The sequence below is a fragment of the Neisseria leonii genome (genome assembly GCF_028776105.2).
GTDB lineage: Bacteria > Pseudomonadota > Gammaproteobacteria > Burkholderiales > Neisseriaceae > Neisseria > Neisseria leonii.
The window spans coordinates 163162-179659 of record NZ_CP145606.1; the positions used below are offsets into that span (position 1 = coordinate 163162).

A 16498-nucleotide genomic window follows, 5' to 3' on the forward strand; every position below is an offset into this window, starting at 1 on the left:
TATTTTTCAGGATTTGTGTTTGCGTTTGGCGCGCAGTTCGGCGATTTTGGTGCGGAAAAATCTGACCCGCAGGCGTTTTTTCCACCACAGCCAGATCAAAACAGCCGCACCGATGCCGATGAGGGCAAAGAGGCCGTATTGGAATTGGTGTACCCGGTGCATCAGCCATTCGCGGTTTTCCGCACCGTAGTTGCCCAGATACACCCACACCGGTACCGAAATCAGAGCGGCCAGCCCGTCCATCAGCAGAAACTGTAAAAACGATACTTTGCGGCTGATGCCTGCCGTGATGTAGATCGGTGTGCGCAGGCCGGGCAGAAAGCGTGCGACGAACAGGACGCGGTTGCCGTATTTGTCGAATTTTTCCTGCACTTGGGCATAACGTTTCGGAGTCATCACGCGGGCAATCAGGCGCACATTCAAAATTTTGTGTCCGAAAATGCGGCCTGCGGTAAACATCAGGCCGTCGCCCACCAAAACGCCCAACATGCCGACCACCACCATCATATGCACATCGGCATAGCCCAAGCCCGAAATGATGCCGCCGGCCACCAGTGTAATGTCTTCGGGTATCGGTATGCCGAAACCGCAGGCCAGCAAAACGGAAAACACCGCAGCATATCCGTATTGGGTAAAGAAGGCTTCCAAAAAGGCTAACATAAGAGAGGTGTCCTATCAGCGGGCGGGAAAACGGGCACGGCGGCTATTCTAACAGCAAGCCGCCTACTGTGCATGGCGTATGGCTTGGGCAATGCGTTCGGCACCGCTTTGCGCCCAGTCGGCCTGACGGGCTTCCACCATCACGCGCACGACCGGCTCGGTACCCGATGCGCGCAGCACCACACGGCCTTTGCCTCCGGCGAGTTCCTGTTCGACTTCTGCCAGTGCGGCTGCCGAAGCACTCTGCCAGTCGCTGCCTTTTTGCAGGCGGACATTAATCATGGTTTGCGGGAAAGGCTGCCAATCGACGGCGGCAGACAAATCCTGTTGCAGGATATTGAGCGAGGCCAGCACTTGAAGCGCGGAAATAATGCCGTCGCCGGTGTTGTGTTTGTCCATGCACAAAATATGGCCGGAGGCTTCGCCGCCCACCTGCCAGCCGCGTGCGGCCAACTGTTCCAGCACATAGCGGTCGCCCACTTTGGCACGGGCAAAGGCAATACCTTTTTCTTCTAGGGCCAGCTCCATCGCCAGATTGGTCATCACGGTGCCGACCACGCCGCCGAAATCCAGCCCCTGTTTGGTGCGGGCTTTGGCAATGACATAAATCAGGCTGTCGCCGTCATAGGCTTTGCCGTGTTTGTCCACCATCATCAGGCGGTCGCCGTCGCCGTCCAGCGCAATACCGTAATCGGCTTCGTTCTGTAAAACGGCCGCTTGAAGGGTTTTGGTGTGGGTGGCACCGCATTTTTCGTTGATATTGAAGCCGTTGGGCGTGTTGCCGATGGAAACGACTTCCGCCCCCAGTTCGTGAAAGACTTTCGGTGCCACCGCATAGCCTGCACCGTTGGCGGTATCGACCACCAGCTTCAAGCCGCGCAGATTCATATGGCTGGGGAAAGTGGATTTGCAGAATTCGATGTAGCGGTCGTCCGCACCGCTGATGCGGCGGGCGCGCCCAAGATGCGGCGAGGGTTCGGTCTGCATGGCTTCGTCGAGTTTGGCTTCGATTTCCAGCTCGACCGCATCGGAAAGTTTGACTCCGCCTTCGGCAAAAAATTTGATACCGTTGTCGGAAAAGGCATTATGCGATGCGGAAATCATCACGCCGGCCGACAGGCGCAGCGCGCGGGTCAGATAAGCCACACCGGGCGTGGGCAGCGGGCCGGTTTGCACCACATGAACGCCCGCCGAGGTAAAACCGGCCACCAGCGCGGCTTCGAGCATATAGCCCGAAATGCGGGTGTCTTTGCCGATGAGGACGGTGGGGGTGTGGCCGCTGTCGTGCTGTACCAGTACGCGGCCGGCGGCATAGCCGAGTTTCAGGACGAAATCGGGGGTAATCGGAAATTGCCCCACTTCGCCGCGTATCCCGTCGGTGCCGAAATATTTTCTGCTCATTTATGCTGCTCCTGAATCATTGTCCTGTGCCAGCGTACCGCCCAAAGCCTGCCAAACGGCCAATGCGTCGGCCGTGGCTTTGACATCGTGTACCCTGATGATTTTTGCCCCGTGCGCCACGGCGGCCAAAGCGGCCGCCACGCTGCCGTGTACCCGTTGTGCGGCATCGGATTCGCCGATCAGTTCGCCGATCATGCGTTTGCGCGATACGCCGACCAGTAGGGGCAGGCCGCAACTGTGCTGCACGTCGTTCAGACGGCGCATCAGTTCGATATTGTGTGCCAGCGTTTTGCCGAAACCGAAGCCGGGGTCGAGAACGATACGGTTGCGTGCGATGCCTGCGGTCAGGCAGGCCTGCACCCGACGGTTCAGATAGGCGGCCACTTCGCCGACGGTGTTGCGGTAATGCGGCTCTGCCTGCATGGTCGGCGGCTGCCCCTGCATGTGCATCAGACAGATGCCGGTGTCGGGGTGGGCGGCCAGTGTTTCGGGTGCACCTTCATCTTCCAAAGCCTGTACATCGTTGATGATGTCCGCGTAACCCGCTTCAAGCGCGCGCTGCATGATGGTGCGGCGGCGGGTATCGAGGCTGACGGGCAGGTTCCATGAAACCAGTTCGCGCAAAACGGGCGCGACCCGCCGCCATTCTTCTTCGGGCGGGACGGCGGCCGCGCCCGGACGGGTGGATTCGCCGCCGATGTCCAATATATCGGCACTGGCTGCCGCCAGCGATTCGGCATGGTGTAAGGCCGTCTGAATATTGCCGCTGTAATGTCCGCCGTCGGAGAATGAGTCGGGCGTGAGGTTGACGATGCCCATGATTTTCGGCGCACTCAAATCAATTGAGAATCTGCCCGCCTGCCAGATCGGTTTCATGCGGAATATTCCGTGCGGATAAAGTAAAGCGGCATTATAGCAAAAAGCGCCGCAAGGGAAGGCTGCGGCGCGGTTGGGGCGGCGGTTTTTACTGCGGTTTGCACAGTGTGTGGCGAAAATGAGTACGCAAGGCAAAAGGGAGAGGCCGTCTGAAAACCGCCGCCGTTTCCGGCAACCCGTTTTCAGACGGCCCCGGTTGTGTGCCGTCAGAACGGAATGTCTTCGTCGATGTCTTCGACGGGTTTCACCGGTGCGGCAGGGGCTTGGCGGCGCGGTGCGGCCGGCGGTTCGCTGTTGTAGTTTTGCGGCGGTGCGGCCGGACGGCTGTTCTGCTGTGGGGCGTAAGCGGACTGGTCATCATCATAAGGGGCGCTGCTGCCGCTGTTCTGGCGGCCGCCCAGCATCTGCATTTCGTTGCCGATGATGTCGTAGGCGGTACGTTCGATGCCGTCTTTACCGGTGTATTTGCGGCTCTGGATACGGCCTTCGATATAGACTTGGCTGCCTTTTTTCAGATATTGTCCGGCGACTTCGGCCAGACGGCGGTAGAGCGTGATATTGTGCCATTCGGTGCGTTCCTGACGCTGGCCGGTCTGGCGGTCGTTCCAGCTTTCACTGGTGGCGATGGAAAAATTGCAGACCGGATCGCCGTTGGGCATATAGCGTACTTCGGGATCGCGGCCGAGATTGCCTATCAGCATGACTTTGTTCAATGACATATTTATTTAAGCTCCGGAGATGATGTTTTCTGCTGCCTGCCGGTCGAAACCCTGTTGCAGGGCCTGGATATAGACGGTGTCGCCGTTGCGGCTGAAACTGACTTGTTCGACACCGGGCAGGCGGGTCAGGGCAGAGTGTAATTCGTCTTGGCGGTGCTGCCAAGTTTTTCCCGTGCTGAATGCCAGATTGCGCACGGGACGGGGCGCGGCGGCGCGGGCGGCGGAAAGCAGCCAGATCAGGGTCAGCAGGGCGGCGGCGAGAAAGGCCGTCTGAAAGCCGTAGTGTTGCAGCAGGCGGCCGCCGATCAGGCCGCCGCAGAACAGGCCGGCCGATTGCAGGGTGTTGTACACGCCCATGGCCGTGCCTTTGAGGGTGGGCGGGGCGGTTTTGGAAACCATAGAGGGCAGGCTGGCTTCGAGAATGTTGAAACCGGTGAAATAAACGGCCAGCGCGGCGGCAATCAGCCACAGGCTGCCGCTGCCGAAAGCGAGTATCAGCATGGCGGCGAGTGTGAGTGCGATGCCCGTCAGGAAGACGGGTTTGAGCTTGTTGCGGGTTTCGCCGACGATGATGGCCGGTATCATCAATATCAGTCCGATCAGGGTGGCGGGCAGGTAAAACTGCCAGTGGCTGCTTTTGGCCATGCCCAGCTGTTCCAGCGCGAAAGGCAGCGTGGTAAACAGCAGCATCATGCCGCTGTGCAGGGCGAAAATGCCGAAATTCAGCTCCATCAGGCGGCGGTTGCGGAAGACTTCGCCCAAGCGTGCGGGCTGCGCCTGCGCATCTTCATGCTGTCTGGCCGGTGCGTTCGGGGTGTAAAACAGTACGACGAAAATACTGATCAGGGTCAGCAGGCCGGTAAGGGCGAACAGGCCGCCGACGCCGATTTTCGCGCTCAGAAGCGGCGAAAGTACCAGGCTGGCGGAAAACGTCAGGCCGATGCTCAGGCCGATCATGGACATGGCGCGGGTGCGCACTTCGCTGCGCGTCAGATCGGCGAGCAGGGCGGTAACGGCCGCGCTGACCGCCCCCGCTCCTTGGAGCGCGCGGGCGGCAACCAGCATTTCCAGCGAATCGGCGGCGGCGGCCAGAAAGCTGCCTGCGGCAAAAACGATGAGGCCGGCGACAATGGTTTTTTTGCGGCCGAAGCGGTCGGAAGCAAAGCCCAGCGGCAGTTGCAGCAGGGCTTGGGTCAAACCGTAAACCCCCATCGCCAGCCCCGCCAGCGCGTGATTGCTGCCGGTACCGGGCAGCGAAGCGGCATAGACCGCCAGAACGGGCAGCACCAGAAACATACCCAGCATACGCAGCGCGTACACACCGGACAGGGAGACGGCGGCGCGCCGTTCGGCAGGAAGGAGGGGGGAGGCTGTTTTGGCCATGAGAAATCCGCCTTGAATCAAACCCGCAGATTATACCGCTTTCGGCGGGCGGGTGCAGGATATGCACCAACGGTTTTCGCTTGTACCGCACCGTTGCGGTTTCGGCGGATTTTGGTACAATACCCCGCATGGATGCCGTGCAAGCCGCCGATTTTTTTCGGGCGGCTTGCCTTTTTCTTTATTTGTATTGGGCCGCAGGAAAACCGCCTGCGGCGGAGAAAGTAAATATGCAGAAAATTCCTTTGACTTTGCGCGGTGCCGAGTTGCTGAAAGAAGAGTTGCAGCATTTGAAAAGTGTGGCACGGCCGGCTGTGATTGAGGCGATTGCCGAAGCGCGTTCGCACGGCGATTTGTCGGAAAACGCGGAGTATGAGGCGGCCAAGGAGCGTCAGGGCTTTATCGAGGGGCGCATTGCGGAGGTGGAAAACAAGCTGTCGATGGCGCACATCATCGATCCGGCCGAAATCCATGCCGACGGCAAAGTGGTGTTCGGTGCGACGGTTACGCTGGAAGATTTGGAAAACGGCGAAACCGTACGCTATCAGATTGTGGGTGAAGACGAGGCAGATATTAAAGAAGGCAAAATTTCGGTCGGTTCGCCCATCGCGCGTGCCCTCATCGGCAAGGAAGAGGGCGATGTGGCCGAAGTGCAGGCACCGGGCGGTGTGCGCGAATACGATATTGTGTCGGTGGAGTATATTTAATCTGCCCGATTGATGCGGACGCATCTGGCCGTCTGAAAACCGGGCACAGCCGTTTTCAGGCGGCCTGTGGCGGTAGCGATGCGGCGGTGTTGCCGTTTGTGCTTTTCATGATACCATCGGCCTGTTTTGTCATAAAAAACAGCAGAATCGGGGAGCAGCAATGAATCGAGTGATAGCCGTTTTGTGCGGTGTGTGGCTGGGTATGCAGATTATGGCGGGCTATATTGCCGCTCCGCTGCTGTTTTCCCGTCTGCCGCGCTTGGAGGCAGGTGCTTTGGCCGGTACCATGTTCGGCATCAATCATTATCTGGGTTTGGCAGTATGGGGACTGGCGTATTGGGCGGCACGGCACGGTATGCGGCACGGATTTTCTACCGGCCGTTCGGCAGCACCGAAAATGATTCTGCTGCTGTTGGTACTGCTGGCGGCCAACCAGTTTCTGATGACACCGGTTATCGAAAGCCTCAAAGCGGGCGGCAGCCACTGGCTGTCGGATTGGGTCGGCGGGTCGTTTGGCAAGTGGCACGGCATATCCAGTGTGCTTTATTTGCTGTGCTGCCTGCTGGGTTTGGGGCTGCTGTTGCGCTATCTGCGTTTTGATGCCCGTTGAGGCCGTTTGCTTCTCTTCAATGAACAGCCGTCCGTTGGGGCGGCTGTTCGGATATTTGCCGGCATTGCGGGATAGTGTTGCCAATCCGCCGCAGTGCCGTTTCCCTGCCGTCTGTGCTGTTTTCAGACGGCCCCGTTGATGATTTTACAGGCCGGTTTTGATGAAATCCTTACTTGATTTTGTTCCGCTGATTGTTTTTTTCTATCTCTACAAGACCGTTGATCCGGCCGATACCGCCCACCCGCTGCTCAAACTGACGGGTGCGGCCGGTGCGGGCAACAATCATGTGCTGGCCGCCACGGCCGGGCTGGTTTTGGCTACGGTGGCGGTGTACGGCTATTTTTTAGTCAGCCAGAAATTCCGCCTGCAACGGCAGCAGTGGTTTGTCTTGGCGATGACGCTGGTGTTCGGCGGCATCACGCTGGCGTTGAGCGACGATTACTATATACGCCTGAAAGCCGTGCTGATTAATGCGGCGTTCGGCATCGGGATTTTGGCTTCGCCCCTGTTTTTAGGCCGCCAACCGGCGGTGCGGAAACTGTTTGAACCCGTTTTGGTGCTTTCGCCGCAGGGCTGGCGGCGGCTCAATTGGGCATTTGCCGCCATGTTTTTCCTGCTTGCCGCCTTACACGCGTTTTTCGCCTTTGTCTTTGCGGGCGGCCGCTATTGGGGCGAATTTACCGCTTTCGGCGATATGGCGGTCATGTTGGCGTGTCTGGCCGTCATGTTTTTTGTTCTGCGGCGGCATTTTCGCGCAGGGTGAGCTGAGTAGGTCGGATACTTCGTATCCGACATGATGCTGGTTGGCAGATTCTGACGGCGGCGCGGTTTTAATGGAAATTTCCTGTCGGTGTCGGATTCGAAAATCCGACCTACAACCTGAGGCCGGGTATTCTGTATCTACATGACACCGGCAGCGGAACCATCAATGTTTATGCCGTCTGAAAACCGATTCAGACGGCATTTTTTACAGCGGTTTTACGAACGGTAATCGGCGTTGATCGACACATAATCGTGTGTCAGGTCGCAGGTATAGATTTCGGCCGTTTCACTGCCGCGCGCCAGATGGATGCGTACGGTGATTTCCGCTTCGCGCATCACGCTTTGGCCGTCGGCTTCGCGGTAGTCTGCGGCGCGGCCGCCGTGTTCGGCCACTAAAACGTCTCCCAGCCACAGGCGTACATGGTCGACGTTCAGATCGGCGATGCCAGCATAGCCGACGGCGGCGAGAATGCGTCCCAGATTGGGGTCGGAAGCGGAAAAGGCGGTTTTGACCAGCGGCGAGTGGGCGACGGCGTAGGCCACTTGGCGCGCTTCGTCGCGGCTTTGCGCGCCTTCGACGCGTACGGTGATGAATTTGCCCGCCCCTTCGCCGTCGCGCACGATGGCCTGCGCCAGCTCCAAAGCCAGCGGGGCGAGCAGGTTTTTGAGTTCGGCGTAGCGCGGGTCGGCAATATTGTCGATTTCGCTCTGGCCGCTCTGGCCGGTGGCGATGATGGCAAAACTGTCGTTGGTGCTGGTGTCGCCGTCCACCGTGATGCAGTTGAACGACAGATCGGCGATTTCCTGCGTCAGCAGTTGCAGTACGGGCTGGGCGATTTTGGCATCGGTGGCGATGAAACCGAGCATGGTGGCCATATTTGGGCAGATCATGCCCGCCCCTTTGGCGATGCCGGCGGCACGGACGGTATGGTGCTCGCCGATGCCTGCTTCGCCGCCGGCGGCTTTGGGGACGGTGTCGGTGGTCATAATCGCGCGGGCGGCATCGGTCCAATGGACGGGGCGGACATGGGGCAGCGCATCGATGATTTTTTGATGCGGCAGCGGTTCGAGAATCACGCCGGTGGAAAACGGCAGTACCTGGCCGGTTTCGCAGCCGATTTGGGCAGCGGCTGCTTCGCAGACGGCCAGCGCGCGTTCGCGGCCTTCGCTGCCCGTGCCGGCGTTGGCGTTGCCGGTGTTGATGACCAGTGCGCGTATTTCGCTGCCGCTGTACAGATGCTGTTTGCACAGGTGGACGGGCGCGGCACAGAAGCGGTTTTGCGTGAAGACCGCGCCGACGGTGCAGCCGGGTGCCAGCACCATCAGTGTCAGGTCGTCGCGGCCGCTGTTTTTGATGCCGGCTTGGCCGGTAAAGATTTGAATGCCGTTGATGCTGGGGATTTCGTCGGCGGTTTTGATACGGTAATTGACCGGCATGGTTTGTCCTTTCTGGTGTGGGTCGGCTTTTCGGCTGCGGCGGATTCGGCTGCCCGAACCGGGCCGCAAAAAAGGTTAAGGTCTGTTTTCAGACGGCATCGGTGCCGCATCGGCAGGTTGTGCGGCTTGTTTGGCTGCTTTTTCTTCGGCGGCGGTTTCGGCTTCTATCCGCTGTTTGAAGCGTTGGCCGACGGCGTGGTAGAAGGGTTTGGGCGAGAACCGCCGCGATACCTGCGCGGCAATCAGCGATCCGATCAGCAGCCAGAACAACAGGCTCTGACTGCCGGTCATTTCCATCACCACCACGCTGGACGTCAGCGGCGACTGGGTGGCCGCAGAGAGAAAAGCCGTCATGCACAGCAATACCACCACATTCGCCCCCACACCCAAACCGCTCAAATCGGCAATATGCTGGCCGATCATGGCACCGATGGTGAGGCTGGGAGTAAATACGCCGCCCGGAATGCCCGCCCAATACGACAGTACGGTTGCCGCCCATTTGGCGGCCGCGATGGCGGGCGGTGCGTCATAAGTGCCGCGCAGGGCGGCAGAGGCTTCGTAATAGCCGGTACCCAGCGTTTGATTGCCGGTCAAAGTGGCCAGTGCGGCCAGCAGCAGACCGATGACGCCGGCAAGCAAAACCGGGTGGCGGCGCAGCAGGCCGCGGTGTTTTTCGGGCAGCAGCCATGCGGGCCCTTTGAGCAGCAGCCGCGCGAACAGGCCGCCCGCTATGCCGCACACCACAGCACCGCCTGCCACCCAAGGCAGCATATTTTTCAGCTCCACGCCGTAAAAACTGCGGAAATGCGGGTTGTTGCCCTCAATGGCGACCTGCACAAAACCGGCGGCCAGAATACCGATAAAAATCTGCCGCTCCCAGCGCAGCAGTACCGCGCGCCCCAATTCCTCGATGGCGAATACCACGCCGGCCAGCGGGGCGTTGAATGCGGCAGCCAAGCCGCCTGCCGCACCGGCTGCCAGCAAATCGTTCTCGCGCAGGCTTTGAAAAGCCAGCCCGCGTTTGCGGCACCAGCGTCCCCATGCCGACATGACGGCCGCGCCCACCTGAACGGACGGCCCTTCGCGGCCGATGGAGGCACCCGCCAGCATACCGAGGAAAGTCAGCGGGATTTTCAGCAGGGTTTCGCGGAAAGCCACCAGCCGTTTTTTCTGATGGCTGTGCGGCAGGGCGATGGAGGCGATGACTTGGGGAATGCCGCTGCCGACGGCATGGGGGGCGAACTTCTGTGTCAGCCAGACAATCAGCATCAGCCCCGGAGGCAGTGCCGTCCAGACAAACCACGGGTATTTCTGTGCCAGCATCAGATTGGTGGTCAGCGCGTAGTCGGCGAGTTTGGCGAAAAAGAGCGCAGTCAGTGCTACCAGCGCGGCACCGGCCAAAAGATAGGCCAGCGAAACGGTTTGGCGCGATAATCGCCGGGTTTTCAGCAGTCGGCGGGCAAAACGGCTGCTCCAAGTTTGCGGTTTCATGGCGGTTGGCGGGCAAAGGACACAATGGCGCGATTATGAATGCTTTTGCGGACAGGGAAAAGGGCGGCGGCGGAAAAAAGCGGCACGCGGACGCAGGGTGCCGGGTTCGGGCGGCGCGGTTACGGACACAGGCGATACTACATATGCCGTTCAGCGGTCGCTGCGGATACGCAGATAAGTGGCGAAACGCGGCAGGCCTTTGGCGGTGAAACCCCTGTACCGGTAGGTAATCGTGCTGCCGACGGGGGGCGGGTTGCTGCGGTCGGCATCTTTGAAACCGCTGCCGATTTTAAATTCGCCCGTTTCGTTGCGGCAGGTCAGCGAGCCGAGTTTGCCCTGATATTTGCCTTTGCCTTCATGATGGCGTACGACCACGCATTCGGCATCCTGTTGCGGTTTGAGTTTGAGGTAGTGGCTGCTGCGGCCGCTGCCGTAGGGCGCGTCGGGGTGGCGCAGAATGACGCCTTCGCCGCCTTTGGCGACAATTTGGCGCATCCATGTTTCGGCGTGCTGCTTGTCGCGCACGGTGTACTGTTCGATAATCCGAAGATTCGGTGCGGGGTGTGTTTTCAGACGGCCTGCCAATACGGCCAGACGCTGTTTGAGGCCGCCCGATGCCTGGGGTACATCGAACACATACATTTTCACGCCCGGCCAGTCGCCTTTGGCCGCGCGCACGGCGGCGGAAGTTGCTTCAAAACGGCCGCGTCCGCCGTATAGTTCGCCGTCCAGCGGATAGGGCGGGAAATTGTGGGTGAAACCTGCGGGCGGGGTGAACGCATAGCCCTGACGGCTGATGAGGCGGCTGCCGTCCCAATAGGCGCGCACGCCGTCCAGCTTTTCGCTCATCAGCCAGCCGCCGATATCCTGCCCGTTATACTCCTGCGCCAGCATCATCGGCGAAGCCGCCGCCACGGCAGACAGCAGATACCCGCACCACAACCAATCATATTTCATGCGCCGCTCCTTTATGATTTTGTCATAAATCATGCCGCGTATCGGAAAGGAATGCAAATGGCTTTACAAATCGAAATCATGCCGGTCACGCCGTTCCGGCAAAACTGTACCCTGATTTGGGACGATGAAAGCGGCGAAGCGGTTTTCACCGATGTCGGCGGCGATGCCGCATTTCTGGCCGATGAGGCGAAAAAGCGCGGTTTGACGGTCAAGGCCGCCTGGCTGACCCACGGTCATCTCGACCATGTGGGCGGCGTGGTGGATATGCGCGGGCTGCTGCCGGACATGGAAGTGGCCGGACCGCACCGCGACGACGAATTTTTGCTCGAATACCTGCCGACGGCCACCGCGCAATACGGTTTCCCCGTCTCACCGGCCTTTCTGCCCGACCGCTGGCTGGAAGAGGGCGAAACGCTGACTGTGGGCGCATACCGTTTCGGGGTGCTGCATATCCCCGGCCACACGCCCGGCCATGTGGTGTTTTACTGCGCACAGGCAGAACTTTTGGTCGCGGGCGATGTGCTGTTTTACGAAAGCATCGGCCGGACCGATTTCCCGCGCGGCAACCATGCGGATCTGCTGGCCAATATCCGCAGCAAGCTGTGGCCGCTGCCGGACACAACGCAGGTCATACCCGGACACGGCCGTCTGACGAGCATCGGCCACGAGAAAAAACACAACCCGTTTTTGTAAGTCAGTGCTAAATTGTGTCAAAAATACTGCTGACGGCTTGCCAGATGTGCGGCAGTAGCAAATACTTCCTGCTCGGCCGTTTTCAGACGGCCTTTTTCTTACGAATAAAAATGTGAATCCAACCTTCAGGAGCAAAAAATTATGTCTATCGATTTGGGCAATCTGCTGCAAAGCCAATTGGGCAATGTATTGGGCAACTTCTTGACCAAACAGGGCGAATCTGCCGAAAACGGCGCGGTGGCCGCCAATCTGGTGCTGCCTTCCGTGGTGGGCAGTCTGCTGAAAAACCTCAACAGCCGGCCTGAAAACGCGCGCAATCTGTTTGATCTGATCAACGGTCAGGCGGGGCAGAGCCTGAGCGGCGCCGTGGCACAAGCTTCCGAAGGTACCAACTGGCAGAGCCTGATCAGTCTGGGCAAAACCCTGCTGCCGAATCTGTTCGGCGGCAATGCGGCAGACGTGGCGGACGAAATCGCCAACCAAAGCGGCATCTCCAAAGCGGCTTCCGGCTCGCTGCTGGCTTTGGCTCTGCCTTTGGTATTGTCTGTGTTGCGCGGCGAGAACCTGAACATGGGCCAGTTGCTGCGTGTGTTGGGCGGCCAGCAGGAATGGTTGGGCGGCGCGCTGAATACCGGCCTGCTGTCTGCCTTGGGCATCGGCAGCGTGAGCGGCCTGAGCAGCAATGTAGCCGCTTTGGCCGCGAATCTGGGCGGTACGGCTGCTGCCGGTTCCGCTGCCGCAGCCGGTGCGGCAGCCAAAAAATCCGGTCTGGGCAAATGGCTGGCACTGGGTCTGGCCGCTCTGCTGGCACTGTTCGCCTTCAAGAGCTGCTCGGGCGATAAAGCGGCTGCGCCGCAACAGCCTGCTGCCGCTTCTGCTCCGGCCGAGGCTTCTGCCGTTGATGCACCGGCTGCCGCGTCGGAAGTTCAGGCTTCGAATGAACCCGTACCGGAGCCTTCCGCCGCGTCTGAAAGCAGCCAAGCGGTTGCCGGTGCTGCCGATACTGCCCGTGTCGTGTATGAAAACGGCGTGGTAACGTTCTACTTTGCTACGGCAAAAGCCGATGTGGCTGCCGATGCCGATGTCGTGGCCGCCGAGGTGGTTCAGGCCGGTAAAGACGGTAAAAAACTGGTCGTCAGCGGCTTTGCCGACAGCACCGGCAATGCTGCCGCCAACGAAGAATTGTCGAAAAACCGCGCCATGGCCGTTAAAGCTTTCTTGGAAGCACAAGGCGTGAATGCCGACAACATCGAACTGCGCAAACCGGAAAATACCACCGGTGCCGTGGGTAACGATGTGGAAGGCCGCCGCGTGGAAGTGCGTGTGGAATAAGCCTGACGAACCGGCTTGAAATAAAAGGCCGTCTGAAAACGGGAAAATGCCGTTTTCAGACGGCCTTTTGTTTTTACCGCTCTGTTACAATAGCGCGTTTGCCGCCTGTGCGGTGTGATGACGGAAATGAAGTAATGAGCTTGGAACGAAATACGGCTGCGGCAGGCGGACGGCGCGGCGGGGTATTCGGTGCGTATCGGGATCCGCGTGCCGTGGTGATGTTTTTTCTCGGATTCTCGGCCGGGCTGCCGATTCTGCTGATTTTTTCCAGTCTGTCGCTGTGGCTGCGAGAAGCGGGTGTGGAGCGCAGTACGGTAACGATGTTCAGCTGGGCGGCGTTGGCGTATTCGTTTAAATTTGTCTGGTCGCCGCTGATTGATGCGCTGCCGCTGCCGCTGCTGACCCGCCTGCTGGGCAAGCGGCGCGGCTGGCTGCTGCTGGCGCAGGTGTCGGTGTCTGCGGCCGTCTGCCTGATGGCCATCGTGGATCCGGCTGCAAACGGTGCGCTGGTCTATATGGCGGCGGCAGCGGTTCTGCTGGGCTTTTCTTCGGCCACTCAGGATGTGGTGATTGATGCCTACCGCATCGAAACCGCTGCGGGTAATGATGCGATGCAGTCGGTTACGGCGGCAACGTACAATGCGGGTTATCGTGTGGGCATGGTGGCGGCAGGGGCAGGCGCGCTCTTTCTGGCGGCAGGATTCGGTTCGCGTGAAGGCATGTATCTTTATAGTGCATGGCGGCAGACGTATTTTGTGATGGCGGCGTGTATGGGGGTCGGTATTTTGACGACGCTGCTGATGCGCGAGCCGCAGGTTTCGCTGATTCATACGCAGAAGCGGCCGTTGGCGGACAATCTGCGTCTCATTTTGCTGTTTGCTGTTGCGGTGTCAGCGTTTGTGGCGGTATTTTCTTTTGCCGGCAGCCGCCTGACCGGGGCGGATTCGCCACTGGCGGCTTTCGGCTTGGAAGCGCTGCGGTTGGGCATGGCGGCGATGGCGGCGGCGGCGGCCGGCTGGGCGGCAGTCAAAAGCGGTTGGGTTCCCGGCCGGCTGGCGTTGGAAACGTGGGTAAATCCGGTTACCGAGTTTTTTGCGCGCTACGGCAAGTCGTCGCTGCTGCTGTTGGCTTTAATCGGCCTCTACCGTATTTCGGATATTGTGGCCGGCGTGATTTCCAATGTGTTTTATCAGGATTTGGGTTTCAGCAAAGAAGAGATTGCGGCCGCCGTGAAAACTTTCGGTGTCGTGATGGCGGTTTTCGGCGGCTTTTTGGGCGGCTTGCTGTCGCAGAAATTCGCGCTGATGAAAATGATGCTGCTGGGCGCGCTGCTGGCGGCGGCGACCAATCTGTTGTTTATCCTGCTGGCTTACCGCGGGCATGATGTGCTGTTTATGTATTTGGCGGTGGGGTTCGACAATTTGGCGGCAGGCTTGGCCGGTGCGGTGTTTGTGGCGTTTCTTTCGGCATTGACCAGCGTCCGTTTTACGGCGGTACAGTATGCCCTGTTCAGCTCGCTGATGACGCTGCTGCCCAAAGTTTTGGGCGGTTATTCGGGCGGAATGGTCGATACGGTAGGTTATCCGGGCTTTTTTATGTTTACCGCGCTGATCGGTTTGCCGGTGTTGTTGCTGGTGTATTGGGTGGATAAGAAGATTTACCGTGCCGGACAATAAGCAGCCGATGGCTGAAAACAGCCGCCCGAGCTCATGCTTGGGCGGTTTTTGTCTGGATACGGTAACCGATGATTGATTGGCGGGTTAAAAAATGGCATGAATGATTTGCCGGTTTGCTGCCGTTGCTCGGAATGGCGGCGGACATCATGCCGATCAGAAAGAATCCAATCGGCAGACTGGGAATAGGCTGCTTTTTGATGAAGTCCATCATATCCCTATTGATTCTGCTGTCGATGATGGCAAACGGTATATCAAGGGGATATTCAAATTCAAGTTTGAATCAAGTCTGGCGGTTCACGCAAAAGACACATAGATACCGAGATGTCGGACAGTGGAAGTTGTGCACGGACAGTGCGGTCGGCAGCAGAAATTGGCTGAAAGGGTGTGAACTGAAACGGTGTGCACGGCGTATGGCTTTTCCTGTAAAAATCCCCTTGCCGCAGCAAGGGGAACATAATCGAAATCGATTATTTACGCAGACCCAAACGGCCGATCAGCTCGCGGTAGGTATCGGGCTTGGTGCGGCGCAGGTAAGTGAGCAGGCGGCGGCGTGCGCTGACCATTTTCAGCAGGCCGCGGCGGCTGTGGTGGTCTTTGGGGTTGGCTTTGAAGTGGGGGGTCAGGTCGTTGATGCGGAAAGTCAGCAGGGCAACCTGTACTTCGGAAGAGCCGGTATCGCCTTCTTTGCGTTGGAAATCTTTAACGATTTGTGCTTTTTGTTCTACGGTCAGAGCCATGAGAAACGTCCTTCAATGAAAAATGCCTTGCGGCTGACAAGTTTGCCGAGTCGGAAACCAACCTGTGCAAACTCCCGATTGTCTGTCAACAGACAAGCTCGGCATTATAACCGAATCTGTGCCGGTTGGGCAGTTTTTTGTCAGGCGGCCGTGTTCATCAGGCGCAGGCTTTTCAGACGGCCTATTCCGGCCTGATATTGAACCAGGCCGATAAAGCGGCCGTCTTCTCCGTAAATGCGCAGCGGGGTATTGTCCGGCGTATTGTGGTCGCGGTGCTGCGGACGCTGGCCGTGTTGCAGCATGGCAACGGCGGCGGGGTTGAGGGTGAGGGCGGGCAGGTGCTGAACCAGAGCGTCGCAGGGCAGCAGCAGGCCGTCGCGTGCGGTTTCGCTGAGATTTGCCAAGGTTTCGAGGGTGTGGCTTTGTGCGATGGTAAAACCTGCGGTGGCGGTACGGCGCAGGGCGGTCAGGTGGGCGAAAGTGCCGGTGTGTTTGGCGATGTCTTCGCTGAGGGTGCGGATATAGGTACCTTTGCTGCAACGCACGTCAATCACGGCTTGCGGTGGTGAAAAGAATGGAATCCCAATCGAATAGATTTCGATGTCGCGCGCTTTGCGTTCGATGGTGATGCCTTTGCGTGCGTATTCGTATAAGGGTTTGCCCTCGTGTTTCAGGGCGGAAAACATGGGCGGGATTTGGCGGATTTTTCCGGTCAGGGCGCGGCAGGCCGTCTGAAAAGCGTGCAGACTGATGTTGCCGCCGGCTTCGGCAATGATGTCGCCTTCGGCATCGCCTGTGGTGGTGGCTTGGCCGAGTTGGAGGGTGGCGGTGTAGGCTTTGTCGGCATCAAGCAGGTATTGGGCGAATTTGGCCGCTTCGCCGAAGCATACCGGCAGCAGGCCGGTGGCCAGCGGGTCGAGTACACCGGTGTGTCCCGCTTTTTCGGCACGGTAGAGGCGGCGGGCTTTTTGCAGGGCGGTATTGCTGGATATTCCTTGCGGTTTGTCGAGCAGCAGGACGCCGTTGACGGCGCGTTTGGAAGTCGGATTCATATTCAGAC

At 59.0% G+C, this 16498-nt stretch carries 17 protein-coding genes; 6 read left to right on the top strand and 11 right to left on the bottom strand.

Annotated features, from left to right (window positions below; all coding sequences use genetic code 11):
* Positions 1 to 6 precede the first annotated feature (6 nt).
* The 5 genes from ORY85_RS00855 to ORY85_RS00875 all read right to left on the bottom strand — a co-directional run bounded on the left by ORY85_RS00855 (position 7) and on the right by ORY85_RS00875 (position 5039).
* Positions 7 to 660, bottom strand: coding sequence for a DedA family protein (locus ORY85_RS00855; protein ID WP_274572162.1), 654 nt, complete (start codon positions 658 to 660; stop codon positions 7 to 9).
* A 63-nt stretch (positions 661 to 723) separates the two neighbouring features.
* Complete coding sequence (gene glmM, locus ORY85_RS00860) at positions 724 to 2061, bottom strand: phosphoglucosamine mutase (RefSeq protein ID WP_274572163.1); 1338 nt, start codon at positions 2059 to 2061, stop codon at positions 724 to 726.
* On the bottom strand, positions 2062 to 2937 hold the full coding sequence (gene folP, locus ORY85_RS00865) for a dihydropteroate synthase (RefSeq protein ID WP_274572164.1): 876 nt from the start codon (positions 2935 to 2937) through the stop codon (positions 2062 to 2064).
* 206 nt (positions 2938 to 3143) lie between these two features.
* Positions 3144 to 3656 (bottom strand): single-stranded DNA-binding protein, encoded by a 513-nt coding sequence (locus ORY85_RS00870; RefSeq protein WP_274572165.1) that lies wholly within the window; start codon positions 3654 to 3656, stop codon positions 3144 to 3146.
* A gap of 6 nt (positions 3657 to 3662) precedes the next feature.
* Entirely contained in the window at positions 3663 to 5039 is a 1377-nt protein-coding gene (locus tag ORY85_RS00875; protein ID WP_274572166.1) for an MFS transporter, read from the bottom strand.
* 227 nt (positions 5040 to 5266) lie between these two features.
* Between ORY85_RS00875 and greA the strand changes: the two genes are divergently transcribed.
* The 3 genes from greA to ORY85_RS00890 all read left to right on the top strand — a co-directional run bounded on the left by greA (position 5267) and on the right by ORY85_RS00890 (position 7116).
* A complete protein-coding gene (greA, locus tag ORY85_RS00880) occupies positions 5267 to 5743 on the top strand; it encodes a transcription elongation factor GreA (protein WP_274572167.1) in 477 nt (158 codons plus the stop codon).
* 160 nt (positions 5744 to 5903) lie between these two features.
* Positions 5904 to 6353 carry a DUF4149 domain-containing protein gene (locus ORY85_RS00885; RefSeq protein WP_274572168.1) on the top strand — a complete coding sequence of 150 codons (450 nt, stop codon included), beginning with the start codon at positions 5904 to 5906 and terminating at the stop codon, positions 6351 to 6353.
* A gap of 160 nt (positions 6354 to 6513) precedes the next feature.
* Positions 6514 to 7116 (top strand): inner membrane-spanning protein YciB, encoded by a 603-nt coding sequence (locus ORY85_RS00890; protein WP_274572170.1) that lies wholly within the window; start codon positions 6514 to 6516, stop codon positions 7114 to 7116.
* A gap of 215 nt (positions 7117 to 7331) precedes the next feature.
* Here ORY85_RS00890 and argJ read toward each other — a convergent pair whose 3' ends face one another.
* The 3 genes from argJ to ORY85_RS00905 all read right to left on the bottom strand — a co-directional run bounded on the left by argJ (position 7332) and on the right by ORY85_RS00905 (position 11000).
* The gene (argJ, locus tag ORY85_RS00895; protein WP_274572171.1) at positions 7332 to 8552 is read right to left on the bottom strand and encodes a bifunctional glutamate N-acetyltransferase/amino-acid acetyltransferase ArgJ; all 1221 of its coding nucleotides are present in this window, start codon (positions 8550 to 8552) and stop codon (positions 7332 to 7334) included.
* Between the two features lie 75 nt (positions 8553 to 8627).
* Positions 8628 to 10043, bottom strand: a complete 1416-nt coding sequence (locus ORY85_RS00900; RefSeq protein ID WP_274572173.1) for a chloride channel protein — start codon at positions 10041 to 10043, stop codon at positions 8628 to 8630.
* A 150-nt stretch (positions 10044 to 10193) separates the two neighbouring features.
* The gene (locus tag ORY85_RS00905) at positions 10194 to 11000 is read right to left on the bottom strand and encodes a DNA ligase (protein WP_274572175.1); all 807 of its coding nucleotides are present in this window, start codon (positions 10998 to 11000) and stop codon (positions 10194 to 10196) included.
* Positions 11001 to 11057: 57 nt separating this feature from the next.
* On the opposite strand from ORY85_RS00905, the gene ORY85_RS00910 reads away from it, so the two are divergent.
* The 3 genes from ORY85_RS00910 to ORY85_RS00920 all read left to right on the top strand — a co-directional run bounded on the left by ORY85_RS00910 (position 11058) and on the right by ORY85_RS00920 (position 14701).
* Positions 11058 to 11693, top strand: a complete 636-nt coding sequence (locus ORY85_RS00910) for an MBL fold metallo-hydrolase (RefSeq protein WP_274572176.1) — start codon at positions 11058 to 11060, stop codon at positions 11691 to 11693.
* A gap of 141 nt (positions 11694 to 11834) precedes the next feature.
* Positions 11835 to 13025, top strand: a complete 1191-nt coding sequence (locus ORY85_RS00915; protein ID WP_274572178.1) for a DUF937 domain-containing protein — start codon at positions 11835 to 11837, stop codon at positions 13023 to 13025.
* Positions 13026 to 13159: 134 nt separating this feature from the next.
* Positions 13160 to 14701 carry an AmpG family muropeptide MFS transporter gene (locus ORY85_RS00920; protein ID WP_274572179.1) on the top strand — a complete coding sequence of 514 codons (1542 nt, stop codon included), beginning with the start codon at positions 13160 to 13162 and terminating at the stop codon, positions 14699 to 14701.
* Between the two features lie 31 nt (positions 14702 to 14732).
* On the opposite strand, the gene ORY85_RS00925 is transcribed toward ORY85_RS00920, so the two are convergent.
* From ORY85_RS00925 to truB, 3 genes are all read right to left on the bottom strand, one after another.
* Positions 14733 to 14912: a hypothetical protein gene (locus ORY85_RS00925; RefSeq protein ID WP_338578161.1), complete on the bottom strand. Its 180-nt coding sequence runs from the start codon at positions 14910 to 14912 to the stop codon at positions 14733 to 14735.
* A 256-nt stretch (positions 14913 to 15168) separates the two neighbouring features.
* On the bottom strand, positions 15169 to 15438 hold the full coding sequence (gene rpsO / locus ORY85_RS00930; RefSeq protein ID WP_274572181.1) for a 30S ribosomal protein S15: 270 nt from the start codon (positions 15436 to 15438) through the stop codon (positions 15169 to 15171).
* A 140-nt stretch (positions 15439 to 15578) separates the two neighbouring features.
* Positions 15579 to 16490 carry a tRNA pseudouridine(55) synthase TruB gene (gene truB, locus ORY85_RS00935; protein WP_274572182.1) on the bottom strand — a complete coding sequence of 304 codons (912 nt, stop codon included), beginning with the start codon at positions 16488 to 16490 and terminating at the stop codon, positions 15579 to 15581.
* Between the last annotated feature and the right edge of the window lie 8 nt (positions 16491 to 16498).